Here is a 24,534-nt window from a genome sequence, read left to right as displayed (position 1 = left end):
GCGGTCGGGGGCCACGAGTGGCCGTCAGGTCTTGCACGGTGAACTCAGCGAGCGAGTCTTCCAGCACCCGGTCGCCCGCTGCAGCTTCCCGGGCATCAAGTGACTCCGACAGGTCGACGAGGTCAGGGCGTGCCGTCCGGCCCGGGGGTGCCGGGAATGGTGTTCCCGGTCCCGATCGTGGACGCGGTGCCGCCTGCGCCGCCGGTGCCGCCGCTGGTCGTACCGTCACCGCCGGCGCCGCCGTCACCGCCGAATGCGTCCTGCGCCGACCCCAAGTTGTGGATGGACGCGTCACCGCCGTTGCCGCCGTCACCGCCGTTGCCGCCGTTGCCGCCGTTGCCGCCGGCGCCGCCGGCCGCCCCATCGCCGGCGATGGCTTGACCGGTCCCGAAGGTGGTCGCGTCACCGCCGTTGCCGCCGTTGCCGCCGTCGGTTGCTCCGGTGCCGCCGGCTCCGGCCTGACCGCCGACGGCATCCCACGCCGACGGAGTGTCGCCGACGAACCCGCCGATGAACGCTTCGCCGCCGTTGCCACCGTCGCCGCCGGCGCCGGTGCCGCCGTCGGCGCCGGCCGCACCGTCGGCCGGGATGGCGTTGCCGGTCCCGTAGGTGAACGCGTTGCCACCGTCGCCGCCGTTGCCGCCGTCGGTTGCTCCGGTACCGGCGGCTCCGGCCTGACCGCCGATCGCGTCCCACGCCGACGTGGAATTGAGGATGGACGCCTGGCCGCCGCGGCCGCCGTGGCCGCCGGCTCCGGTCAGGCCGTTGCCGCCGGCCGCCCCGTCGGCGGCGATGGCCTGACCGGTCCCGCTGGTGCTCGCGTCACCGCCGCTGCCGCCGTTGCCGCCGTCGGTTGCTCCGGTACCGGCGGCTCCGGCCTTCCCAGCGACGGCATCGTGCGCCGACGTGGTGTTATGGATGGACGCGTCGCCGCCCCATCCGCCGTGGCCGCCGGCGCCGGTGCCGCCGTCGGCGCCGGCCGCACCGTCGGCGGCGATGGCTTGACCGGTCCCGAAGGTGACTGCGCTGCCACCGTTGCCGCCCCATCCGCCGTCGGTTGCTCCGGTACCTGCGGCTCCAGCCTTCCCGCCGACGGCATCCCCCGCCGACCCGGGGTTGCCGAGGGTCGCAGTGCCGCCGTTGCCGCCGTTGCCGCCGGCGCCGGTGCCGCCGTTGCCGCCGGCCGCCCCGTCGGCGGCGATGGCCTGACCGGTTCCGTCGGTGAGCGCGGCGCCGCCGTTGCCGCCGTTGCCGCCGTCGGTTGCTCCGGTACCGGCGGCTCCGGCCTTCCCGCCGACGGCATCCCACGCCGAGGTGCCGTTGGAGATCGTCGCCTGGCCGCCGTTGCCGCCGTTGCCGCCGGCGCCGGTGCCGCCGTCGGCGCCGGCCGCACCGTCGGCGGCGATGGCCTGACCGGTTCCGTTGGTGTTCGCGGCGCCGCCGTTGCCGCCGTTGCCGCCGTCGGTTGCTCCGGTGCCGGCGGCTCCGGCCTGACCGCCGACGGCGTCCTGCGCCCCCGTGAAGTTTTGGTTCCACGCCCAGCCGCCGTTGCCGCCGTTGCCGCCGGCGCCGATGCGGCCGTCGCCGCCGGCCGCCCCGTCACCGGCGATGGCTTTACCCAGCCCGAGGTTCCACACGTCACCGCCGTTGCCGCCGTTGCCCCCGTCGGTTTTTCCGCTACCGGCGGCTCCACCGTGACCGCCCACGCCGTCCTGCGTCGATGCGCTGTTACCGATCCACGCCTCACCGCCGTGGCCGCCGTCGCCGCCGGAGCCGTGGTGGCCGCCGTCGGCGCCGGCCCCCCCGTCACCGGCTACGGCCTGACCGTCCCCGTAGTTGTGTGCGTCGCCGCCGTTGCCGCCGTTGCCGCCACCGCCGAACAGCCAGCCACCGGCGCCGCCCGCCCCGCCGTCACCGCCGATGGCGTCCAACGCCGACGCGGGGACGGTGATGGACGCGTAACCGCCGTTGCCGCCGTTGCCACCGATGCCGAACAGCCAGCCACCGGCTCCGCCTACTCCACCGTCACCGGCGATCCCGATAGTGTCGAGGTCATCCAGGCCGGCGCCACCATCGCCGCCGTTGCCGAACACGCCGGCCATTCCGCCGGCGCCCCCGACCGCGCCGAGGCCACCGTCACCAGCCAGGAATCCGCCGTCACCGAAATCCCCGAACCAGCCGGTCCATCCCAGCAGTGAGGTGTTCGCCGCATCGAAACCGTCGATGCCGTCGCCGATCAGGTCCCGGCCGAACAGCAACGCCGAAGGCAGGTTGACCAGATCCAGCCACCAGGCATTGGCGGGATCGGCGAGCATCACGTCCAGTTGCGCATGCAGATCGGTGTAGAAGTCCATCCACTCGGTGGCCAGCGCCGGCGCTGGCAGGGCATCGGCCGGGGACGCCCAGGCCGCGGCATCCGACCAGGTCGTCCACACGGTCGGGTCGAACAGATCATCCAGAACATCCGCCCGGGCTAGGGGGGTACCGGCCGTCAGCGGGCCCATCCCGAACGCCAAGAATGCGCCGACCCCACCGGTGGCGGCGGCGATCCGCCTTGCCGCGCGTGCCCGGGAAGTGGTGTTCAGGGTCTGAGTGCTGCGCCTTTGGTCAATGGAAGTCATCGTGATCCCCGCTCCCCGGGCAGCTCGGCCTCTCTGCCTCAGCTAAAAAGTAGGTTGAGCATAACTTTCCCAAGGGATCACGTCTAGATATAAATGAACAAAACTCTTCTTTCAAGGATTTTTCTCCGTGCGAAGTCACATGTAGGGGAGTCGAAGTCACATGTATGGGGAGTGAGGTGTTCACGCCGTCGTTACCGCAGTGGACCCTCCCCGAACTGGACTTCGCTCCGGCTGACTGGGATGTCGGGGCATAGGAACAGGGGTGCATAGTTGTGTGCGGACGGTGACTCCACCCCGATCGAGAGGATCGCGCCATGCCCGTTGAAACGCCCCAGAGATCACGCGCCGAGTTCTGGTTCGACCCGCTGTGCCCGTGGTGCTGGATCACCTCCCGATGGATCCTGGAGGTCGAGAAGGTCCGCGACATCGACGTCACCTTCCACGTGATGAGCCTGGCCGTGCTCAACGAAGGCCGCGACGACATCTCCGAGGAGTACCGCGAGGGCCTCAAGAACGCCCTCGGTCCGGTGCGGGTGGCGATCGCCGCCGAACAGCAGCGCGGCAACGAGATCCTGCGTCCGCTGTACACCGCGATGGGAACCCGGATCCACAACCAGAACAACAAGGACCTTCCGGACGTCATCGCCGGGGCGCTGGCCGAGGTGGGCTTGCCGGCCGAGCTGGCCGATGCGGCTACCACCGACACCTATGACGAGGCGCTGCGCAAGAGCCACCACGCCGGCATGGACGCGGTCGGCAAGGACGTCGGCACCCCCACCATCCACGTCAACGGGGTGGCCTTCTTCGGTCCGGTGCTGTCCCGGATTCCGCGCGGCGAGCAGGCCGGGCAACTGTGGGATGCGTCGGTGACGTTCGCGTCCTACCCGCACTTCTTCGAGCTCAAACGCAGCCGGGGCGAGGCGCCGGAATTCGACTGATGCGCTCTCGCCGGCGAGCGGGAATCACACGACACGGCATGCCGTAATCGTGTCGGGTGGTTCCCGTTCGGCGTGCGGGCTGTCGAAAACTCACCCGCAGCCTCTGACACAATGACCGCCATGCGCGTCTACCTCGGCTGCGACCACGCCGGCTACGAGCTCAAAGAGCAGATCCTTGAGCACCTCAAGCATGCCGGGCACGAACCGGTCGACTGCGGAGCTTTCGCCTACGACGCCGAGGACGACTACCCGGCGTTCTGCATCGCCGCGGCCGCCCGCACGGTGGCCGACCCGGGCAGTCTGGGAATCGTGATCGGCGGATCCGGCAACGGTGAGCAGATCGCGGCCAACAAGGTGGCCGGTGCGCGCTGTGCCCTGGCGTGGAGTACCGAGACGGCAAAGTTGGCCCGCGAGCACAACAACGCGCAGTTGATCGGCATCGGCGGCCGGATGCACTCCACCGCCGAGGCGCTCGCGATCGTCGACGCATTCCTGAGTACGCCGTGGTCGGAAGCCGAACGCCACCAGCGGCGCATCGACATCTTGGCGGCCTACGAACGCACCCACGAGGCGCCCCAGGTGCCCGGCGCGCCGGCCTGACGCGGCACAGACTGGCCTGACATGCCGGAGGGGCACATCCTGCACCGGCTGGCCCGGTTGCATCAGCGCCGCTATGCCGGCGCCCCGGTGGCGGTGTCGAGCCCGCAGGGCCGCTTCGAATCCGGTGCCGCGGCCGTCGACGGAAAACTGCTGACCCGCGCCGAGGCCTGGGGCAAGCATTTGTTCCACCACTACGCCGGCGGGGCGATCGTGCGCGTGCATCTCGGCATCTACGGTCACTTCAGCGAGTTCCAGCTCGCAGACGGCGGCGCGCCCGATCCGGTCGGCCAGGTGCGGATGCGCATGATCGGCGCCGACTATGGCACCGACTTGCGCGGCCCGGCGGCCTGTGAGGTGGTCGACGAGGCGCAGGTCGCCGATGTGATCGCGCGGCTGGGGCCGGACCCGTTGCGCAACGATGCCGACCCCGCTCTTGCCTACAAGCGGATTACCAAGTCCCGCAGGACTATTGCCGCGTTGCTGATGGACCAGTCGGTGCTCGCCGGCGTCGGCAACGTCTACCGCAGCGAGGTGCTGTTCCGGCACCGGATCAACCCCTACCGGCCCGGCACCACCGTCGACGAAGCGGAATTCGACGCGATCTGGACCGATCTGGTGGCGCTGATGAAGGTCGGGCTGCGGCGCGGCAACATCGTGGTGGTCCGGCCCGAAGACGATCACGGCGCACCGGCGTACGCACCCGGAAAGCCACGCACCTACGTCTATCGCCGCGCCGGCGACCCGTGCCGGCTGTGCGGAAACACCGTGCGCACCGCGGAACTGGAGGCCCGTAACGTGTTCTGGTGCCCGTCCTGCCAGGGCTAGGCGAGTCCGCAGTGCGTCAGTCGTCGTAGACCGTTTCGCGCCGCGGACGAATCGGCACCCCGAGCGCGCGGTAGATCTCGTTGGACAGCACCACGCTGCGCGGGTCGGCATTGGCCTGGGTGTGGTCGAACCGGTTCATCACGTAGCCGTAGCCGATGCGGTGCTCCAGATCGGCGAAGGCGAACGACCCGCCCAGACCGCCGTGCCCGAAGATCCGCCGGTTGGGTCCGTTGACCCCCTGGGCATTGAGCATGTAGCCCATGCCCCACCCGTGTTCGGCGACTCGGGGCCCGAGCACCAGATCGGTTTCGGTGCCGCCCTGCAACACCCGCAGCCGGTCCATGACGGTCCGGCTGAGCAGCTTCTCCTGCACCAGCGCGTTGTAGAACGTGGCCATCCCCAGCGCGGAGACCTGGGCGTTGGTGCCGGGGAACTCCAGTTGGCGCCACAGCGTCAGGTCATTGGTGGCGATCTCGTCGTCGGGGGCGAACCCCATCGCCACCGCCAGTCCCGCCTTGGAGTGGTCGTCCAACGAGGTGGGGCGCTTGGGGGCGCCGGCCGAGGCCAGCATCTCCCGGATCGTCGGCTTGCCCACCGGGTCGGCGCAGCGGTAGGGCTGCTGGTCGGCCGGCACACCGATGTGGACCTCGGCGCCGAGCGGACCGGCGACCTCGCTGTGCAGATACTGGCCCACCGTCATACCGGTCACGCGGTGGACGACTTCGCCGATGATGAAGCCGTAGGTGGTCATGTGGTAGCCCTGCGCGGTGCCCGGCCGCCACCACGGTTCGGCGGCCGCCAACCGCCGGCAGACCAGGTCCCAGTCGGTGACGTCGCGCCAGTGCATCGGTTCGCGCGGCCCGATCGCCCCGGAGCGGTGCGCCAACACCATCGCCAGTGAGATGTCGCCCTTGCCGGCCTGGCCGAACTCCGGCCAGTAGTGGGCCACCGGTAACCGCAGGTCCAGTTCGCCGGCCTCGGCGAGCCGGTGCAGGCAGGTGCTGGTCAAGCCTTTGGTGCCGGACAGCACGGTGCTCAGCGTGTCCTCCTGCCAGGGCTGCTGACCGTCGACATCGGCCGAGCCGGCCCACAGGTTGACGACGAGTTCGCCGTCCACATATGCCGCGACGGCAGCGCCGAGCTCGTCGCGCAGCGTGAAATTGCGCTCGAACTCGTACCGCACCCGTTCGAAGCGCGGCGAGCACGACCCGTGAATCCGGACGTGCTTGGTGCCGCCCATAGGCGTGCCTTCCTGCCAGGGAAAATCCCCGTTTCGAGCGGGCGACGGGAATCGAACCCGCGTAGCTAGTTTGGAAGACTAGGGCTCTACCATTGAGCTACGCCCGCAATATCCAGGCCAGACTGTACCGGCGTGGCCGACCTCAAATCCAATTGGCACTCCCTCCGCGGCCGTCAGGTGCGGGCGGCTGTGTTGTCGTTGTCACCGGGCCGTAAGATCGCCTGGTCAGTGCGGGGTGTAGCGCAGCTTGGTAGCGCATCCGCTTTGGGAGCGGAAGGCCGCAGGTTCAAATCCTGTCACCCCGACCAGCAGCGCGCGCCGCACCGGCACGACAGACCGTCAACGATATCGAGGAGTACGCCCGTGAAGAGCACCGTCGAGCAGCTGACCCCGACCCGGGTTCGCATCAACGTGGAGGTGCCGTTCACCGAATTGGAGCCGGACTTCCAGCGGACTTACAAGCAGCTGGCCCAGCAGGTGCGGCTGCCCGGTTTCCGGCCGGGCAAGGCGCCGGCCAAGCTCATCGAGGCCCGTTTCGGGCGCGCCGCGGTGCTGCAGCAGGTGGTCAACGACGCGCTGCCGAGTCGCTACAGCGAGGCCGTCACCAGTTCGGAGCTCAAGCCGCTCGGCCAACCCGAAATCGAGGTGACCAAGCTCGACGACGGTGACCAGATCACCTTCACCGCCGAGGTCGACGTGCGACCGGAGATCACGCTGCCCGACCTGGAGCAGCTCAAGATCAGCGTGGACCCGATCGAGGTCGGCGAGGACGAGGTGGACGCCGAGCTGGACGCGCTGCGCGCCCGATTCGGCACGCTGACCGGCGTCGACCGGCCGGCCGCCGAGGGCGACTTCGTCTCGATCGACCTGGATGCGACGGTCGACGGCGAGGTGGTTGAAGGCGCCGCCACCGAGGGGTTGTCACACGAGGTCGGATCGGGTCAGCTCATCGAAGGCCTCGACGACGCGATCGTGGGCATGTCGGCCGGTGAGGACAAGACCTTCACCACCAAGCTGGCGGCCGGCCCGCAGGCCGGCAAGGACGCCGAGGTCACCGTGACGGTGCAGTCGGTCAAGGAACGCGAGTTGCCGGAGGCCGACGATGAGTTCGCGCAGCTGGCCAGCGAATACGACACCATGGGCGAGCTGCGGGAGAACCTCACCGAGCAGGTGAGCCGGACCAAGCGCATCCAGCAGGCCGAGAAGGTGCGCGAGGCGACGCTGGCGGCCCTGGTCGAGCAGGTGGAGATGCCGCTGCCCGAGGCCGTGGTGCAGGCCCACGTCGACAATGCGCTGCACAACGCCTTGCACGCTGTCGAGCACGACGAGAACAAGTTCGCCGAGTCGCTGGCCGAGCAGGGCTCCTCGCGCGCCGAATTCGACGCCAACACCCGCAGCGAGGCCGAGAAGTCGGTCAAGACGCAACTGCTGCTCGACGCGCTCGGCGACGAGCTGGAGATCCAGGTGGGCCAGAACGACCTCACCCAGCACCTGGTGCTGATGTCGCGGCAGTACGGCGTCGCGCCGCAGCAGCTGATGCAATTCCTGCAGCAGAACAACCAACTGCCCGCGGTCTTCGCCGACGTGCGCCGGGGCATGGCGCTGGCAGCGGCGGTGCGCGCCGCCTCCGTCAGCGACACCGACGGCAACGAAATCGACACCGCCGAGTTCTTCGGTGGTGGCGCCGACGGCCAGGCCGATGAGGCCGAGGCGCCCCTCGCCGACGAGCCGGCCGAGGCCGCGGACGACGCGGTCGAAGCCGAGGCGGCATCCGACGAGTGACGCTGTAAGCGAACGAAGCCGGTTCGGGCCGCCTCCAGCCGCGCCGGTTCGTTAGGGTCTTAAGCATGTCTCGGCATACGAATCTCGAGAAAGCAGGTATCCAACTGTGAGCCAGCCCGGTCTGAATCTCGTCGACTCCGTATACGAGCGGCTGCTGCGAGAACGCATCATCTTCCTGGGGTCGCAGGTGGACGACGACATCGCCAATCGGCTGTGCGCGCAGATCCTGTTGTTGGCCGCCGAGGATCCCACCAAGGACATCTCGCTCTACATCAACTCCCCGGGCGGTTCGATCAGCGCCGGGATGGCGATCTACGACACCATGGTGCTGGCGCCGTGTGACGTCGCCACCTACGCCATGGGGATGGCCGCCTCGATGGGCGAGTTCCTGCTCGCCGCCGGCACCAAGGGCAAGCGTTACGCCCTGCCGCACGCCCGGATCCTGATGCACCAGCCGCTGGGCGGGGTGACCGGTAGCGCCGCCGACATCGCGATCCAGGCCGAACAGTTCGCGGTCATCAAGAAAGAGATGTTCCGGCTCAACGCCGAGTTCACCGGTCAGCCGATCGAGCGCATCGAGGCGGACTCCGACCGGGACCGCTGGTTCACCGCCCAGGAAGCCCTGGAATACGGCTTCGTCGACCACATCATCACCCGTGCCCACGTCAACGGAGATGCCTCATGAACCCCGAGACCTTGCGAGCCATCGCACCGCAGGCCCGCTACATCCTGCCGTCGTTCGTCGAGCACTCCAGCTGGGGCGTCAAGGAGTCCAATCCGTACAACAAGCTGTTCGAGGAGCGCATCATCTTCCTCGGCGTGCAGGTCGACGACGCGTCGGCCAACGACATCATGGCGCAGTTGCTGGTGCTGGAGTCGCTGGACCCGGACCGTGACATCACCATGTACATCAACTCCCCGGGCGGCTCCTTCACCTCGCTGATGGCGATCTACGACACCATGCAGTACGTGCGGGCCGACATCCAGACCGTCTGCCTGGGCCAGGCCGCCTCGGCGGCCGCGGTGTTGCTGGCGGCCGGTACGCCGGGCAAGCGGATGGCACTGCCCAACGCCCGGGTGCTGATCCACCAGCCGTCGCTGTCCGGGGTGATCCAGGGGCAGTTCTCCGACCTGGAGATCCAGGCCGCCGAAATCGAGCGGATGCGGACCCTGATGGAGTCCACCCTGGCCCGCCACACCGGCAAGGACCCCGAGGTGATCCGCAAGGACACCGACCGGGACAAGATCCTCACCGCCGAAGACGCCAAGGAGTACGGGATCATCGACACCGTGCTGGAGTACCGCAAGCTCTCGGCGCAGACCGCCTGATTTTCGCGCGAGATTGCATTCAAGCAGGTAGCTACTCGAACTTCTCCTGCGTGAGTGCAATTTCGGCGGTTATCGCCGTGATATCGGCCGGGCCGACCCGACAGCAGCCGCCCACGATGCGGGCCCCGGCGGCGACCCACTGCGCGGCAAACCGCGCCGAGAACGTCTTGGGCCCGACCCAGCGGTGGCCGTCCCAGCTTTCCCCACTGTTGGGGTAGACGATCACCGGCTTTCCGGTGACCTCGCGGGCGATCTCGATCGCCGGCAGCACATCGCCCGGCGCGCAGCAGTTCACGCCCACCGCGACGATCTGTGGCACCCCGACGGCCACCGCGAACGCCTCGCGCAACGGCTGCCCGGCGCGGGTTGAGGTGCCATCGATGGTGTAGCTGAGCCAGGCCGGCGCGTCCGCCTCGCACACCAGGCGCATCAGTGCCTCGGCCTCGTCGATGTCCGGGATGGTCTCCAGCGCGAGCACATCGGCCCCGGCATCGGCCAGAACCTCCAGCCGGGGGCGGTGCCAGGCTGTCAGCTCGGCGACCGAAAGCCCATACCGGCCAACGTATTCCGACGCGTCGGCGCGGGCGGCGCCGTACGGGCCGACCGACGCCGCCACCCAGTGCCCCGGCCCGCCGCCGGCTTGGCGGGCCAGTTCCACGCTGCGGTGTAACAACCCGGCGGCCGCCCGGCGGTCGATTCCCCGGGCGGCGAAACCGTCGAAGCTCGCCTGGTAGCCGGCGGTGGTCGCGATCACCGCCCCGGCGGCGAAAAAGGCGGCGTGTACGGCGGCGATGTCCTCGGGGGCGTCGACCAGCAATCGGGCCGACCACAGCGGGTCGCAGAGGTCCCCGGACAGAACGTGGCCGCGGGCCTCCAGTTCGGTGGCCAGCCCGCCATCGGTGACGATCACGGTATCGTCGGGCACGGCGAACCCCACGTTCGCCACTGTAGGGCTCCGCAGTGCCGCCCGCCTCACAGCGGGGTAACGCCGACGATTCGCTCACGCCACGCCAGCGCGTCACGCGCCGGGTGGGGCAGTTGGGGCGATATGTTCTTGGAGCACACAGGCAGCAGCGAATACCAACGACGCGATTCGGCCTTATCGGTCGCCTCGCACCGGAACAAGCGGGTAGCGTCGGGGCCAGACACCGGTACCTCGACGACGGACGGCGAACAGGAAGTAGGTCCTCACGCACCATGGCGCGCATCGGAGACGGCGGTGACTTGCTGAAATGTTCGTTCTGCGGGAAGAGCCAGAAGCAGGTCAAGAAGCTCATTGCGGGTCCGGGCGTCTACATCTGCGATGAATGCATCGACCTGTGCAACGAGATCATCGAAGAGGAGCTGGCCGACGCCGACGACGTCAAGCTCGACGAGCTGCCCAAGCCCGCTGAGATCCGGGACTTCCTGGAGGGCTACGTCATCGGCCAGGACACGGCCAAGCGCACGTTGGCGGTGGCCGTCTACAACCACTACAAGCGCATCCAGGCCGGCGAGAAGAGCCGGGACTCCCGCTCCGGTGAGCCCGTTGAGCTGACCAAGTCCAACATCTTGATGCTGGGCCCCACCGGCTGCGGCAAGACCTACCTGGCCCAGACGCTGGCCAAGATGCTCAATGTCCCGTTTGCGATAGCGGATGCGACGGCACTCACCGAGGCGGGCTACGTCGGTGAGGACGTGGAGAACATTCTGCTCAAGCTGATCCAGGCCGCCGACTACGACGTCAAGCGCGCCGAGACCGGCATCGTCTACATCGACGAGGTCGACAAGATCGCCCGCAAGAGCGAGAACCCGTCGATAACCCGCGACGTCTCCGGTGAGGGCGTGCAGCAGGCACTGCTGAAGATCCTGGAAGGCACCCAGGCGTCGGTTCCGCCGCAGGGCGGCCGCAAGCACCCGCACCAGGAGTTCATCCAGATCGACACCACCAACGTGCTGTTCATCGTGGCCGGCGCCTTCGCCGGGCTGGAGAAGATCGTCTCCGACCGGGTTGGCAAGCGCGGCTTGGGGTTCGGCGCCGAGGTCCGGTCCAAGGCGGAGGTCGACACCGTCGACCACTTCGCCGAGGTGATGCCCGAAGACCTGATCAAGTTCGGCCTGATCCCGGAGTTCATCGGCCGGCTGCCGGTGGTGGCCTCGGTGACCAACCTGGACATGGAGTCGTTGGTCAAGATCCTTTCGGAGCCCAAGAACGCTCTGGTCAAGCAGTACACCCGGCTGTTCGAGATGGACGGGGTGGAGCTGGAGTTCTCACCCGACGCACTGGAGGCGATCGCCGAGCAGGCCATCCACCGCGGCACCGGAGCGCGGGGCTTGCGGGCGATCATGGAAGAAGTGCTGCTGCCGGTGATGTACGACATCCCCAGCCGCAACGACGTCGCCAAGGTCGTGGTCACCAAGGAAACGGTGCAGGACAACGTGTTGCCGACCATCGTGCCCCGCAAGGCATCACGCTCCGAGCGCCGCGACAAGAGCGCCTAAGTCGAACAGCGGGCGCGGCGCTCCGTTTCAGGGTTTCAGGGTGGCGCGCAGTCGGCGCCGCCGAGAATCGCGGCCTTTTCGGCCGGTTGCCGGGAGCTTGTCAGGCAGTGCCAGCTTGACAATGGTGCGGGCAACCATCAGGTACTGGCGCGGCAGCGGACCAGTGGTGTACGGCAGGTCGTACTTGTCGCATAACGCACGCACTTGAACCGCGATCTCCGGCAGTCGGTTGCTGGGCAGGTCGGGGAAGAGATGATGCTCGATCTGATAACACAGGTTGCCGCTCAGGTATCCCAGTACAGGTCCCGCGTCGAAGTTCGCGGAGCCCAGCATCTGTCGCAGATACCATTCGGAGCGGGTCTCCCGCTCCAGCACGGCTGGGTCGAACTTTTCGGCGCCGTCGGGAAAGTGGCCGCAAAAGATCACCAGGTACGCCCACACGTTCCGGATCAGGTTGGCGCCGGCGTTGGCCGCCAGGGTCCGGCGCCAGCGCCGTCCACCGAGCGCGGGAAATAGCAGATACTCCTTGGTCACCTGGCGGGCGGCTTTGCGGAAGAACGTTCGGGTGGCCGCGGACTTCTCGGCGTCGGTCAGGGCGCGGCTACGCCCCGAGGCCAGGGTGTGCAGGGCAACGCCCCATTGAAACATCGCCGCCAACACCAGGTTGGCCAGCGGCTGGAGGAGGTTGCCCGGCCCCCAGGGCTGGTCACGACTGACCCGCATGATGCCGAACCCCATGTCCTCGTCCATCCCGATGATGTTGGTGAACACGTGGTGGGAATAGTTGTGGGAGTAGCGCCACTGTGACGAGACGGCCGTCATATCCCATTCCCAAGTGTTGGAATGGATCTCGGGATCGTTCATCCAGTCCCATTGGCCGTGAGTCACGTTGTGGCCGATCTCCATGTTTTCGACGCACTTCGCCACCGCGAGGGCGGCCGTGCCCACCGTCCAGCCCAGCACGGTCTTGCTACGGTGAATCACCAACCGCGCCGCGACATCCAGCACCCGTTGAAACATGATCGTGCGATGGATATAAGCAGCGTCCTTGGCACCGAGGGAGGCTTCGACGGCGCGGCGAATCGTGTCCAGCTCGAGGCCAAGCGCTTCGACGTCGGCTTCGCTGAGATGGGCGTAGCTAGCGACCTGGCTGATTGCCACGTAACGAGTCCTAGGGTGGTGGGAGCCAGGGCTGTTTTGTCGATCTGGCCCGCACCCTACGCGATGATCCGCCTCGGGGCGACACGAGCGGCGGGCGCGGGAGCCGCTGGTAAACAGCATTGCTCTGCGACCCAACCCGGTAGAACCGTGTCGCCGTTCACGCGCTGGCGACGACGGGACGTTGACAACAGTTACTCGCCGGTAGCGAACTTCTCTTAAAGTTCGGCCGCCCCCTATAGTGATGAAAACCACATTCTTGGTCCCGGTCGGGCGCGAACTCCATCCTGACGTCGGGGTTTACCGGTAAGTCGGTGGGGTTCCGATACGGTGTGGCGTCGAACCGTCTCTAAGAACGGTGCAATAATCGGTACTGCCAGTGACAGAAAAACGTGTGGGTTGCGCCAGCCGCGCTGTGCGGGCCCGGTCAGACAGTGGTCAGACAGTGATGGAAGGCGGGGGCCGTGGGTCCGAGCGGTAACGGAGCCGGGTCGGCGCCCGGGCGTCAAAAACTCGAAAAAGTAGTGATCCGCTTCGCCGGCGACTCCGGCGACGGCATGCAGCTCACCGGCGACCGCTTCACCTCCGAGGCGGCGTTGTTCGGCAACGATCTGGCCACTCAGCCGAACTACCCGGCCGAGATCCGCGCCCCGCAGGGCACCTTGCCGGGCGTGTCGTCGTTCCAGATCCAGATCGCCGACTTCGACATCCTGACCGCCGGTGACCGCCCGGACGTGCTGGTGGCGATGAACCCGGCGGCGCTGAAAGCCAACATCGGCGATCTGCCGCGCGGCGGGATGGTGATCGTCAACTCCGACGAGTTCACCAAACGCAACCTGGCCAAGATCGGCTACGAGGCCAATCCGCTGGAGACCGAAGCGCTCTCCGACTATGTGGTGGTCCCGGTCGCGATGACCTCGCTGACCCTGGGCGCCGTCGAGGTGATCGGTGCGACCAAGAAGGACGGCGCGCGGGCCAAGAACATGTTCGCACTCGGGCTGCTGTCGTGGATGTACGGCCGGCCCATCGAGACCAGTGAGCAGTTCATCCGGGAGAAGTTCGCCAAGAAGCCCGATGTCGCCGAGGCCAACGTGCTGGCGCTCAAGGCGGGCTGGAACTACGGCGAGACCACCGAGGCGTTCGGCACCACCTATGAGATCTCACCGGCCAAGCTGCCGCCGGGCGAGTACCGCCAGATCTCGGGCAACACCGCCTTGGCCTACGGCGTGGTCGCCGCCGGCCAACTGGCCGACACCCAGGTGCTGCTGGGGACCTACCCGATCACCCCGGCGTCGGACATCCTGCACGAGCTGTCCAAGCACAAGAACTTCAACGTGCTGACCTTCCAGGCCGAAGACGAGATCGCCGGCATCGGCGCGGCGATCGGCGCCTCCTACGGCGGCGCGCTGGGCGTCACCAGCACCTCCGGTCCGGGGCTGGCCCTCAAGGCCGAAGCGCTGGGTTTGGCCGTGATGACCGAACTGCCGCTGCTGCTGATCAACGTTCAGCGCGGCGGCCCGTCGACCGGCCTGCCCACCAAGACCGAGCAGGCCGACCTGCTGCAGGCGCTCTACGGCCGCAACGGCGAGTCGCCGGTCGCGGTGGTGGCGCCCTGCACGCCGTCGGACTGCTTCGACGCCGCCATCGACGCCGTCCGGATCGCGCTGACCTACCGCACCCCGGTGGTGCTGCTCTCCGACGGCGCGATCGCCAACGGCTCCGAGCCGTGGCGCATCCCCGACATCAGCGCGATCGAGCCCATCGAGCGCAACCTGGCCAAGGCCGGGGAGGACTTCGCGCCCTACGCGCGTGACCCGGAGACCCTGGCGCGCCAGTTCGCCATCCCCGGCACCCCCGGCCTGGAACACCGCATCGGCGGTCTGGAGAAGGCGAACGGCTCCGGCGCGATCTCCTACGAGCCGGCCAACCACGACCTGATGGTCCGGCTGCGGCAGGCCAAGATCGACGGCATCAAGGTGCCCGACCTGGCCGTCGACGACCCGACCGGTGACGCCGAGCTGCTGATGCTGGGCTGGGGCAGCTCCTATGGCCCGATCGCCGAGGCGTGCCGGCGGGCCCGGCGCGGCGGCGTCAAGGTCGCGCAGGCTCACCTGCGCCACCTGAGCCCGCTGCCGGCCAACCTGGGCGAGGTGCTGCGGCGCTACCCGAAGGTGGTGCTGCCGGAGATGAACCTGGGCCAGTTGGCGCTGCTGCTGCGCGGCCGCTACCTGGTCGACATCCAGTCGGTGACCAAGGTGGCCGGTCAGGCCTTCCTCGCCGACGAGGTCGAGGCGATCATTGACGACGCGCTGGCCGGCACGCTGGCCGAGCGGGAGAACGAGAAGGCGTCGCTGGCCACGGCCGCGGCGGTTACTATCGCGGGCAGTACAGCAGGAGCGAACTCATGACATCAGATTTGGGGACCGAACCCGCCAGCTCCCTGGTAGGCACCGAGCTGGGGCTGACCGCCCTGACCGGGGTGCCCACCACCGACGAGCCGCAGAAGTCCAAGGATTTCACCTCTGATCAGGAGGTGCGCTGGTGCCCGGGCTGTGGCGACTACGCCATCCTCAACACGATGCGCAACTTCCTGCCGGAGTTGGGGGTGCGCCGGGAGAACGTGGTCTTCGTCAGCGGTATCGGTTGCTCCAGCCGCTTCCCGTACTACATGAACACCTACGGTGTGCACTCGATCCACGGCCGTGGACCGACGTTCGCGACCGGGTTGGCGACCGCCCGCGAAGACCTGAAGGTGTTCCTGATCACCGGTGACGGTGACGCCCTGTCGATCGGTGGCAACCACCTCATCCACACGCTGCGCCGCAACGTCAACATCACCATCCTGCTGTTCAACAACCGGATCTACGGTCTGACCAAGGGCCAGTACTCGCCGACGTCGGAGACCGGCAAGATCACCAAGTCGACGCCGTTCGGTTCGCTGGACAACCCGTTCAACCCGGTCTCGCTGGCGATCGGTGCCGAGGCGACCTTCGTCGGCCGTGCCCTGGACTCCGACCGCAAGGGCCTCACCGAGGTGCTGCGCGGTGCGATGGAACACCGCGGTTCGGCGCTGGTGGAGATCCTGCAGGACTGCCCGGTGTTCAACGACGGTTCCTTCGACCTGCTGCGTAAGGAGGGTGCGGAGAACCGCATCATCAACGTCCGGCAGGGCGAGAAGGTCACCTTCGGCGCCGAGGGCGAGTACTGCGTGATCAAGTCCGGCTTCGGGCTCGAGGTGGCCAAGACCGCCAACGTCTCGGCCGAGCAGATCGTCGTGCACGACGCCACGCTGGCCGACTCGTCCTACGCGTTCGCGCTGTCACGGCTCTCCGAGCAGGATCTGTCGCACTTCCCGATGGGCATCTTCCGCAAGATCACCAAGCCCACCTACGACGACCTGGCACGCGCGCAGGTCGCCGAGGCCCGCCAAGCCGCCCCGCACGACACCGCCGCGCTGCAGGCGCTGCTGCGTGGCCGCGACACCTGGACCGTGGATTGAGGCGAGCCTGACGCCATGACCGGCCGGTTGGCCGGCGTGGTGCTCGCCGGTGGGGCATCGCGCCGGATGGGCCGCGACAAGGCCACCCTGACCGTGGCCGGTCGATTCGACGGCCGCACTCTGATCGAGCACTTGGCATCGGTGGTCGCCCAGCGCTGCGATCCGGTCTTCGTGGTGGCCGCCCAGGGGCAGGACCTTCCCGAACTGCCCGCCCGGGTGTTGCGCGACGAGGTGCCCGGACTGGGGCCGCTGCCCGCGGTCGGACTGGGGTTGCGTGCCGCCGCGCGCGCCGGCGCGGATCGCGCGTTCGTCTGCGCGGTCGACATGCCGTCGCTGACGCCCGCGTTGATCGGCCTGCTCGCCGGCTCCCATCGCGCTGCCGACGTGGTGCTGCCCCGGGCGGGCCGGGACCACTACCTGGCCGCGGTGTATCGCACGGAACTGGCCGGCACCATCGACGCCCTGGTGGCCGGTGGGGAGCGCCGGATGGGGGCGTTGGTCGACATGGTCGCGGTGCAGCGAATCGAACTCGATGATCCGGCGCCGCTGGTCAACCTCAACTCTCCGGATGACATCGCCGGCCTCTGCTGAGCCCGCACCCGCTGTGCCTTCTGCCGGTAGCGGCGAGAATAGGGCAGCAAATACGGTGGCAGAGGCGATGAAATGGATTCAGCGCCGCTACGGGGCCTTCAATAGACGTTCGTGTTATCGCGATGAAATAGGTCCTTTATCGAAACTCGGCGATCTCCGGTGGTCGTCGACCGCCGAGTGCCGCTCGGTCCGCCGAAAACTGTTGTAGTGCAGCAGGAATCATGCCTCACGCTGGTCTTCTCCGGTATGCGACGCGCTCGGAGGTCGTCCTCGCCGATGTCTGCTGCAATCGAATTGTCCGCCCACAGCAGTGGCGGTGATCTCGCCCATGCGCCACGCTGATCGCCGACTGTCCCGCCCGCAGTGATGCGTGCACGATCCCTACCCCATATGTGCCGTGACCTGCAAGTTGCGGGGCAGATGAGACGGCTGGGGCGGGACCGTCGCGGCAACGGCGCGCGGCGTCAGTGGCCCAGCCCACAAAATGTCCGTGATTTGACTCACGAAGAACAATCCGCGCGGCCAACACTTAGAAAGTCTAAAAGCAACGGATGACCTGCAAAAACCGCTCCTAGCGCTGGCGTGATGGTTTCGTTATTCATCCGAGATGCCCGCGTCATTCGGTTGGACTTCTCGCATGAACGTTTCGTAAGTTTCCCCAGGCCCGCATGCAGGGCAAACAAATTGAATTCACGGAACCGCGTGTGAGCGGGGCCGCGGGCGGCCCCATGAATGCTTCCGCGGTGCCGGGTGTCATCTCGGCGGGCAGCCCCTGTCCCCGCTGTCGTGCCCGACCTAGACGGCACGTCTCGAAGATCACTCCCGCCTGAGGGCCATCCCAGCTGCACTTCGGCGCGCGCATTGCGAAAGGAACGATGTTGAAGAACGTCCGGAAGCCCCTCACCATGGCCGCGATCGCCGGTGCCATGATCACCGGTGCGGTCGTGCTGTCCGACGCCACCGCCAAGGCGGACAGCGTCAACTGGGACGCCATCGCGGCCTGCGAGTCCGGCGGTAACTGGTCGATCAACACCGGTAACGGCTACTTCGGCGGTCTGCAGTTCAACGCCGGCACCTGGCGTGCCAACGGTGGCAGCGGCATGCCGCACAACGCCAGCCGGTCCGAGCAGATCCGGGTGGCGGAGAACGTGCTGCGCAGCCAGGGCATCGGCGCGTGGCCGGTCTGCGGCCGCCGGGGCTGACCCTCCAGACGACGGCGCCGGGCGAATGAGCCCGGCGCCGTCGCCGTCTCCGGGATCCGGTGCGGCGGGTAGCGTCGAGCCCATGTCTGAGACGCCACGTGAACTCGACGTCATCGTCTACGGGGCGACCGGTTTCGTCGGGAAACTGACCGCCCAATACCTGGCCCGCGCCGGCGGCGAGACTCGGATCGGGCTGGCCGGCCGCTCGGCGGAGCGACTGCGCGCCGTCCGCGATGAGATCGGCGGCGCAGCGCAGGACTGGCCGATCGTGGTGGCCGACGCCGACAAACCGGCGTCGCTGGAGGCGATGGCGGCCCGCACCCGGGTGGTCATCACCACCGTCGGCCCCTACACGCGATACGGAATGCCACTGGTTGCGGCGTGTGCGGCGGCGGGCACCGACTACGTCGATCTCACCGGCGAGGCGATGTTCGTGCGCGAGAGCATCGACACCTACCAGAAACAGGCCGTCGACACCCGGGCGCGCATCGTGCACGCCTGCGGCTTCGACTCCATCCCGTCGGATCTGAGCGTCTACGCGCTCTACCGCGCGGCCCGCGATGACGACGCCGGCGAACTGCTCGACACCGATTTCGTCGTGCGGGGGTTCTCCGGCGGTCTTTCCGGCGGCACCATCGCCTCGATGACCGAGGTGATGCGGACCGCCTCCACCGACGCCGACGCCCGACGTCAACTCTTCGACCCCTACACGCTCAGTGACGATCGCGGCGCCGAGCCCGATCTGGGCGCGCAGCCCGACCTGGCATGGCGTCGCGGCAGTGACATCGCACCCGAACTCACCGGCATCTGGACCGCCGGCTTCGTCATGGCGCCCTACAACACCCGGATCGTGCGGCGCAGCAACGGGCTGTTGGAGTGGGCCTACGGCCGGCAGTTCCGCTACGCCGAGCACATGAGCGTCGGCTCGTCGGCGGTGGCTCCGGCGCTGTCGGGATTGGCGACCGGGCTCAGCGCGGTCACCGTCGGACTCGGGAGTCGATTCTTCCGGTTGCTGCCGCGCCGACTGGTGGAGCGGGTGCTGCCCAAGCCGGGTACGGGCCCCAGCCAGAGCCGCCGCGAGAACGGCTATTACCGCGTCGAGACCTACACCACCACGAGCACCGGTGCCCGCTACCTGGCGGTCATGGCGCAGCAGGGCGACCCCGGCTACCAGGCGACCTCGGTGATGCTGGCCGAGAGTGCGCTGGCGCTGGCGCTGAACCGCGATGCATTGCCCGACCGCTTCGGGGTGCTCACGCCCGCTGCCGCGATGGGTGACGCGCTGCTGACCCGACTGCGCGCAGCAGGTGTCACGCTGGACGTTTCCCGGCTGAACTGACCGGTGCGGGCCGGCGGCGCTTTCCGCTAATGTCGTTTTCGACCGCTGTCACGACAGCACCCAGCAACGAAGGTGGAACTCTCATGGCCGGCCTCGACGATCTATTCGCGCAGATCCCCGTACAAGACATCGCCAAGCAGCTCGGCGCCGATTCGGGTGAGGTGGACAACACCATCCGTACCCTGGTGCCGGTGCTGGTCAGCGGACTGAGCCAGAACGCCCAGGACCCGGGCCAGGCCGACGACATCGCCAGCAAAGCCAACAGCTTCGCGGCCCAGGGGCTGCTGGGCAACGCGTTCGCCGGCGACCAGGCCGAGGGCCAGCAGGTGATCTCGACCATCTTCGGCGGCAACGACACCAACCAGGTCGCCTCGGCGCTGTCGGGCGCCGGTGCGGGCAACAACGACCTACTGCAGAAGCTGCTCCCGATCATCGCGCCGATCGTGCTCGCCTACATCGGCAAGCAACTGACCGGCCAGAAGGCCGAGCCGGCCCAAGAGCAGGCCTCCGGTGGCGGCGGCCTCGGGGACATCCTCGGCAGCATCCTGGGCGGCGCGAGCTCCGGCGGCGGGGCCCAGAACCAGTCGATGGGCAGCATCCTGGGCAACATGATCGGCGGCAAGACCGGCGGCGCCATCGGCGACATCCTCGGTGGACTGCTCGGCGGCAAGAAGTAGCCAGTCTGTACCAGCCCCCGGACCGGGCCCGGTCCGGGGGCTTTGCCGTGCGGCGGGCCGTCGTTCCTAGAATTGAGCGGTGACCGCCACCCCCGACGCCGCCAACACCGAACCCCTGCCCAAATCCTGGGAGCCGGGTGCGGTCGAGGACGCGATCTACCAGCGCTGGGTCGATGCCGGCTACTTCACCGCGGACCCGGGCAGCACCAAGCCCGGCTATTCGATCGTGCTCCCGCCGCCGAACGTCACCGGCAGCCTGCACATGGGGCACGCGCTCGACCACACCCTGATGGACGCGTTGACCCGTCGCAAGCGCATGCAGGGCTACGAGGTGTTGTGGCTGCCGGGCATGGACCACGCCGGTATCGCCACCCAGAGCGTGGTGGAGCGGCGACTGAACGCCGCAGGGCAGACCAAGGAGGAACTCGGCCGCGACGGCTTCATCGAGCAGGTCTGGGACTGGAAGCGGGAATCCGGCGGCACCATCGGCACCCAGATGCGCCGGATCGGCGACGGGGTGGACTGGAGCCGCGAGCGGTTCACCATGGACGACGGCCTGTCCCGCGCCGTCCGCACCATCTTCAAGCGCCTCTATGACGCCGGCCTGATCTACCAGGCCGAGCGGCTGGTCAACTGGTCACCCGTGCTGGAGACCGCGATCAGCGACCTCGAGGTCAAATACGACGACATCGAGGGCGAACTGGTGTCGTTCCGGTACGGCTCCCTCGACGACGGGCAACCCCATATCGTGGTGGCCACCACCCGGCTGGAGACCATGCTCGGCGACACCGCGATCGCGGTGCACCCCGACGACGACCGCTATCGCGACCTAGTCGGCACCAGCTTGGCGCACCCGTTCTCAGACCGGGAGATCGTCGTCGTCGCCGACGCGCACGTCGATCCGGAATTCGGTACCGGGGCGGTCAAGGTCACCCCCGCCCACGACCCCAACGACTTCGAGATCGGACTGCGGCACCAGCTGGCGATGCCCACCATCCTGGACACCAAGGGCCGGATCACCGGCACCGGGACGCAGTTCGACGGCATGGACCGCTTCGAGGCGCGGGTCGCGGTGCGCGAAGCGCTGGCCGAGCAAGGACGCATTGTCGCCGAGAAGCGGCCCTACCTGCACAGCGTCGGGCATTCCGAACGCAGCGGCGAGGTCATTGAGCCCCGCTTGTCGATGCAGTGGTGGGTCAACGTCTCCTCGCTAGCCAAGGCCGCCGGGGACGCGGTGCGCAACGGCGACACCGTCATCCACCCGAAAAGCCTGGAGCCCCGCTGGTTTTCCTGGGTCGACGACATGCACGACTGGTGCATCTCGCGGCAGCTGTGGTGGGGGCACCGCATCCCGATCTGGCACGGCCCCAACGGCGAGAAGGTCTGTGTCGGGCCGGACGAAACCCCGCCGGAAGGCTGGGAGCAGGATCCCGACGTGCTCGACACCTGGTTCTCCTCGGCGCTGTGGCCGTTCTCCACGATGGGCTGGCCCGACGCCACCGCCGAGCTGGAGAAGTTCTATCCCACAACCGTTCTGGTGACCGGCTACGACATCCTGTTCTTCTGGGTCGCCAGGATGATGATGTTCGGCACCTTCGTCGCCGACGATCCCGCCCTGCAGGGCGGCACGGTGCCGTTCGAGAACGTGTTCCTGCACGGCCTGATCCGTGACGAGCACGGACGCAAGATGAGCAAGTCCCGCGGCAACGGCATCGACCCGCTGGACTGGGTGGAAGCCTTCGGCGCCGATGCCCTGCGGTTCACGCTGGCCCGCGGCGCGAGCCCCGGCGGTGACCTGTCGATCGGCGAGGATCATGCCCGCGCGTCGCGCAACTTCGTCACCAAGCTGTTCAACGCCACTCGATTCGCACTGATCAACGGCGCCCGACCGGCCCCGTTGCCGCCGCTCGACGAGCTCACCGATGCCGACCGGTGGATTCTGGGACGGCTGGAAGAGGTTCGCGCCGAGGTGGATTCGTCCTTCGAGGGCTACGAGTTCGGCCGGGCCTGCGAGGCGCTGTACCACTTCGCTTGGGACGAGTTCTGCGACTGGTATGTCGAGCTGGCCAAGACCCAGCTGGGTCAAGGGCTGGCACACACCACCGCGGTGCTGGCCGCGGTGCTCGACACGCTGCTGCGGCTGCTGCACCCGGTGATCCCGTTCGTCACCGAAACGCTGTGGCAGGAACTCACCGGCGCAGCGTCGCTGGTGATCGCCGACTGGCCCGAGCCGTCCGGAGTAGTCCTGGACCAGGTTGCCGCACAACGGATCACCGACATGCAGAAGCTGGTGACCGAGGTGCGGCGGTTCCGCAGTGACCAGGGGCTGCGTGACCGGCAGAAGGTGCCTGCCAGGCTATCCGGTATCGACGACGCCGACCTGGCCACCCAGGTGGCCGCGGTGGCGTCGCAGGCCTGGCTGACCGAGCCCGGCGCGGATTTCGTACCGTCTGCCACGGTCGAGGTCCGGTTGGGCGCCGCCCACAGCACGAGCACCGTGGTGGTCGAGCTCGACACCTCCGGCACCGTCGATGTCGCCGCCGAGCGCCGGCGCCTGGAAAAGGATCTCGCCGCTGCGGAGAAGGAGTTGGTCGCCACCGCGGCAAAGCTCGGCAACGAGGCGTTCCTGGCCAAGGCGCCTGAAGCCGTGGTCGACAAGATCCGGGCCCGCCAGCAGTTGGCGCGCGACGAGGTCGACCGGATCACCGCGCGTCTTTCGGTCCTGGCATGACCGAGCACTCGGTCGGCGCAGGCGAGCCGACGCCGGACGAGATCGCGGCGCTGCTGCAGGTCGAGCACCTGCTCGATCAGCGCTGGGGCGAAGCCAAGATCGAACCCAGCCTGACCCGGATCAACGCCCTGCTGGAACTGCTCGGCTCCCCGCAGCGCGGATATCCGTCGATTCACGTCGCCGGCACCAACGGCAAGACCTCGGTGGTGCGGATGATCGACGCGTTGCTGACGGCGTTTTCTCGCCGCACCGGGCGCACCACCAGCCCGCACCTGCAGTCGGCGGTCGAGCGCATCGGGATCGACGGTGCGGCGATCAGTCCCGCCAGGTATGTGGAGACCTACGCCGAGGTCGAACCGTTCGTGCAGATGGTCGACGCGTCGTCGCAAGCCGAGAACGGGCCGGCCATGAGCAAGTTCGAGGTGCTCACCGGGATGGCGTTCGCCGCGTTCGCCGACGCCCCGGTCGACGTCGCCGTGGTGGAGGTCGGGATGGGCGGCAGCTGGGACGCCACCAATGTCGTCGAGGCGCCGGTCGCCGTCATCACCCCGATCGCGGTCGATCACGTCGACTACCTCGGTGACGACGTCGCCGCGATCGCCGCGGAGAAGGCCGGCATCATCCACCGCTCGTCGGACGAACTGATCGACACCGTCGCGGTGATCGCCCGCCAGACGCCCGAGGTGATGGACGTGCTGCTGAGCCAGGCGGTGCGTGCCGACGCCGCGGTCGCGCGGGAGAACTCCGAGTTCGCGGTGCGCAGCCGCCAAGTGGCGATCGGCGGTCAGCTGTTGGAGTTGCAAGGCTTGGGCGGGGTGTACTCGGACATCTTCCTGCCGCTGCACGGCGAGCATCAGGCGCACAACGCGGTGCTGGCCCTGGCGGCGGTGGAGGCGTTCTTCGGGGCGGGCGCGGAACGCCAACTCGACGTCGACACGGTTCGGGCGGGCTTCGCCGCGGTGCGCAGTCCGGGCCGGCTGGAGCGGATGCGCAGCTCGCCCACGGTCTTCGTCGACGCCGCACACAACCCGGCCGGCGCCACCGTGCTGGCCGAGGCGCTGACCGAGGACTTCGGCTTCCGCTTCCTGGTCGGTGTGGTCAGCGTGTTGGGGGACAAGGACGCCGACGGCATCCTCGCCGCCCTGGAGCCGGTTTTTGATCGAATCGTGGTGACCCACAACGGTTCCCCGCGTGCCCTGGATGTCGAGACGCTGACCGCGGTCGCCCTACGGTGGTTCGGTGAAGACCGGGTGGTAACCACCGACACGCTCGAGGACGCCATCGACACCGCGACCGCCCTGGTCGATGAATTCGACTCCGACGGCGACACCACCGGAACCGGCATCGTGATCACCGGCTCGGTAGTCACCGCCGGTGCCGCCCGCACCTTGTTCGGAAAGGACCCGGCATGAGAAGCCCTATGTCAAGCCGCCCCTTTTTGGGCGAGGGTTTTCTGGAGCGCTCGGTGTTTGTCGGGGTTGTAGGCGAGGTGGTCTTGCCAGCAGTGCCAGATGACGTGCA

The 24,534-nt window shown here is 68.1% G+C and carries 19 protein-coding genes and 2 tRNA genes; 16 read left to right on the top strand and 5 right to left on the bottom strand.

The genetic code is table 11. From position 1 onward, the window contains the following. Positions 1-122: 122 nt before the first annotated feature. Positions 123-2,621: a PE-PGRS family protein gene (locus AWC24_RS22420; RefSeq protein ID WP_163705366.1), complete on the bottom strand. Its 2,499-nt coding sequence runs from the start codon at positions 2,619-2,621 to the stop codon at positions 123-125. Positions 2,622-2,935: 314 nt separating this feature from the next. Between AWC24_RS22420 and AWC24_RS06975 the strand changes: the two genes are divergently transcribed. From AWC24_RS06975 to AWC24_RS06965, 3 genes are all read left to right on the top strand, one after another. Next, positions 2,936-3,559, top strand: a complete 624-nt coding sequence (locus AWC24_RS06975; protein ID WP_085083338.1) for a mycothiol-dependent nitroreductase Rv2466c family protein — start codon at positions 2,936-2,938, stop codon at positions 3,557-3,559. 120 nt (positions 3,560-3,679) lie between these two features. Further along, entirely contained in the window at positions 3,680-4,159 is a 480-nt protein-coding gene (locus tag AWC24_RS06970) for a ribose-5-phosphate isomerase (protein WP_085083420.1), read from the top strand. A gap of 21 nt (positions 4,160-4,180) precedes the next feature. Next, positions 4,181-4,984, top strand: a complete 804-nt coding sequence (locus tag AWC24_RS06965) for an Fpg/Nei family DNA glycosylase (protein WP_085083337.1) — start codon at positions 4,181-4,183, stop codon at positions 4,982-4,984. Positions 4,985-5,000: 16 nt separating this feature from the next. On the opposite strand, the gene AWC24_RS06960 is transcribed toward AWC24_RS06965, so the two are convergent. Together AWC24_RS06960 and AWC24_RS06955 are read right to left on the bottom strand one after the other, a co-directional pair. Then, entirely contained in the window at positions 5,001-6,224 is a 1,224-nt protein-coding gene (locus tag AWC24_RS06960; RefSeq protein ID WP_085083335.1) for a serine hydrolase domain-containing protein, read from the bottom strand. A gap of 36 nt (positions 6,225-6,260) precedes the next feature. Then, positions 6,261-6,331: transfer RNA gene (locus tag AWC24_RS06955), tRNA-Gly, on the bottom strand. Positions 6,332-6,455: 124 nt separating this feature from the next. Here AWC24_RS06955 and AWC24_RS06950 point away from each other — a divergent pair. The 4 genes from AWC24_RS06950 to clpP2 all read left to right on the top strand — a co-directional run bounded on the left by AWC24_RS06950 (position 6,456) and on the right by clpP2 (position 9,335). Next, positions 6,456-6,532: transfer RNA gene (locus AWC24_RS06950), tRNA-Pro, on the top strand. Positions 6,533-6,587: 55 nt separating this feature from the next. Further along, positions 6,588-8,006: a trigger factor gene (tig, locus tag AWC24_RS06945; RefSeq protein ID WP_163705364.1), complete on the top strand. Its 1,419-nt coding sequence runs from the start codon at positions 6,588-6,590 to the stop codon at positions 8,004-8,006. Positions 8,007-8,112: 106 nt separating this feature from the next. Continuing rightward, complete coding sequence (clpP1, locus tag AWC24_RS06940; protein ID WP_013828383.1) at positions 8,113-8,691, top strand: ATP-dependent CLP protease proteolytic subunit ClpP1; 579 nt, start codon at positions 8,113-8,115, stop codon at positions 8,689-8,691. Then, complete coding sequence (gene clpP2 / locus AWC24_RS06935) at positions 8,688-9,335, top strand: ATP-dependent CLP protease proteolytic subunit ClpP2 (RefSeq protein ID WP_013828384.1); 648 nt, start codon at positions 8,688-8,690, stop codon at positions 9,333-9,335. The genes clpP1 and clpP2 overlap by 4 nt, the downstream gene beginning before the upstream one ends. A gap of 31 nt (positions 9,336-9,366) precedes the next feature. Here clpP2 and mmuM read toward each other — a convergent pair whose 3' ends face one another. Continuing rightward, entirely contained in the window at positions 9,367-10,272 is a 906-nt protein-coding gene (mmuM, locus tag AWC24_RS06930; protein WP_085083418.1) for a homocysteine S-methyltransferase, read from the bottom strand. A gap of 260 nt (positions 10,273-10,532) precedes the next feature. Here mmuM and clpX point away from each other — a divergent pair, with 260 nt between their 5' ends. Next, entirely contained in the window at positions 10,533-11,816 is a 1,284-nt protein-coding gene (gene clpX, locus AWC24_RS06925) for an ATP-dependent Clp protease ATP-binding subunit ClpX (protein ID WP_085083331.1), read from the top strand. Positions 11,817-11,843: 27 nt separating this feature from the next. On the opposite strand, the gene AWC24_RS06920 is transcribed toward clpX, so the two are convergent. Next, positions 11,844-12,977 carry a fatty acid desaturase family protein gene (locus tag AWC24_RS06920; RefSeq protein ID WP_085083329.1) on the bottom strand — a complete coding sequence of 378 codons (1,134 nt, stop codon included), beginning with the start codon at positions 12,975-12,977 and terminating at the stop codon, positions 11,844-11,846. 461 nt (positions 12,978-13,438) lie between these two features. Here AWC24_RS06920 and AWC24_RS06915 point away from each other — a divergent pair, with 461 nt between their 5' ends. The 8 genes from AWC24_RS06915 (at position 13,439) to folC (ending at position 24,425) form a co-directional block, all read left to right on the top strand. Beyond that, entirely contained in the window at positions 13,439-15,382 is a 1,944-nt protein-coding gene (locus AWC24_RS06915; RefSeq protein ID WP_085083327.1) for a 2-oxoacid:acceptor oxidoreductase subunit alpha, read from the top strand. Continuing rightward, a complete protein-coding gene (locus AWC24_RS06910) occupies positions 15,379-16,473 on the top strand; it encodes a 2-oxoacid:ferredoxin oxidoreductase subunit beta (protein ID WP_085083325.1) in 1,095 nt (364 codons plus the stop codon). Before AWC24_RS06915 ends, AWC24_RS06910 begins: the two co-directional genes overlap by 4 nt. A gap of 15 nt (positions 16,474-16,488) precedes the next feature. Beyond that, positions 16,489-17,064, top strand: coding sequence for a molybdenum cofactor guanylyltransferase (gene mobA, locus AWC24_RS06905; protein ID WP_085083323.1), 576 nt, complete (start codon positions 16,489-16,491; stop codon positions 17,062-17,064). Positions 17,065-17,942: 878 nt separating this feature from the next. After that, on the top strand, positions 17,943-18,266 hold the full coding sequence (locus AWC24_RS06900; protein ID WP_174813645.1) for a transglycosylase family protein: 324 nt from the start codon (positions 17,943-17,945) through the stop codon (positions 18,264-18,266). Positions 18,267-18,348: 82 nt separating this feature from the next. Further along, on the top strand, positions 18,349-19,605 hold the full coding sequence (locus AWC24_RS06895; protein ID WP_085083318.1) for a saccharopine dehydrogenase family protein: 1,257 nt from the start codon (positions 18,349-18,351) through the stop codon (positions 19,603-19,605). Between the two features lie 83 nt (positions 19,606-19,688). Further along, positions 19,689-20,282: a DUF937 domain-containing protein gene (locus AWC24_RS06890; RefSeq protein ID WP_085083316.1), complete on the top strand. Its 594-nt coding sequence runs from the start codon at positions 19,689-19,691 to the stop codon at positions 20,280-20,282. Positions 20,283-20,361: 79 nt separating this feature from the next. Next, positions 20,362-23,013: a valine--tRNA ligase gene (locus tag AWC24_RS06885; RefSeq protein WP_085083314.1), complete on the top strand. Its 2,652-nt coding sequence runs from the start codon at positions 20,362-20,364 to the stop codon at positions 23,011-23,013. Further along, positions 23,010-24,425, top strand: a complete 1,416-nt coding sequence (gene folC / locus AWC24_RS06880) for a bifunctional tetrahydrofolate synthase/dihydrofolate synthase (protein WP_085083312.1) — start codon at positions 23,010-23,012, stop codon at positions 24,423-24,425. The genes AWC24_RS06885 and folC overlap by 4 nt, the downstream gene beginning before the upstream one ends. Positions 24,426-24,534 lie beyond the last annotated feature (109 nt).

The sequence above is a fragment of the Mycolicibacter senuensis genome (assembly GCF_002101885.1).
In the GTDB taxonomy this organism is placed as follows: domain Bacteria; phylum Actinomycetota; class Actinomycetes; order Mycobacteriales; family Mycobacteriaceae; genus Mycobacterium; species Mycobacterium senuense.
This window is presented reverse-complemented; position numbering and strand designations above follow the sequence as displayed.

Excerpts from the sequence above, each read along its gene's own strand:
- AWC24_RS22420 (WP_163705366.1), bottom strand. The coding sequence starts at position 2,621 with ATGACTTCCATTGACCAAAGGCGCAGCACTCAGACCCTGAACACCACT.
- AWC24_RS06975 (WP_085083338.1), top strand. The coding sequence starts at position 2,936 with ATGCCCGTTGAAACGCCCCAGAGATCACGCGCCGAGTTCTGGTTCGAC.
- AWC24_RS06970 (WP_085083420.1), top strand. The coding sequence starts at position 3,680 with ATGCGCGTCTACCTCGGCTGCGACCACGCCGGCTACGAGCTCAAAGAG.
- AWC24_RS06965 (WP_085083337.1), top strand. The coding sequence starts at position 4,181 with ATGCCGGAGGGGCACATCCTGCACCGGCTGGCCCGGTTGCATCAGCGC.
- AWC24_RS06960 (WP_085083335.1), bottom strand. The coding sequence starts at position 6,224 with ATGGGCGGCACCAAGCACGTCCGGATTCACGGGTCGTGCTCGCCGCGC.
- clpP2 (WP_013828384.1), top strand. The coding sequence starts at position 8,688 with ATGAACCCCGAGACCTTGCGAGCCATCGCACCGCAGGCCCGCTACATC.
- clpX (WP_085083331.1), top strand. The coding sequence starts at position 10,533 with ATGGCGCGCATCGGAGACGGCGGTGACTTGCTGAAATGTTCGTTCTGC.
- AWC24_RS06910 (WP_085083325.1), top strand. The coding sequence starts at position 15,379 with ATGACATCAGATTTGGGGACCGAACCCGCCAGCTCCCTGGTAGGCACC.
- mobA (WP_085083323.1), top strand. The coding sequence starts at position 16,489 with ATGACCGGCCGGTTGGCCGGCGTGGTGCTCGCCGGTGGGGCATCGCGC.
- AWC24_RS06895 (WP_085083318.1), top strand. The coding sequence starts at position 18,349 with ATGTCTGAGACGCCACGTGAACTCGACGTCATCGTCTACGGGGCGACC.
- AWC24_RS06890 (WP_085083316.1), top strand. The coding sequence starts at position 19,689 with ATGGCCGGCCTCGACGATCTATTCGCGCAGATCCCCGTACAAGACATC.
- folC (WP_085083312.1), top strand. The coding sequence starts at position 23,010 with ATGACCGAGCACTCGGTCGGCGCAGGCGAGCCGACGCCGGACGAGATC.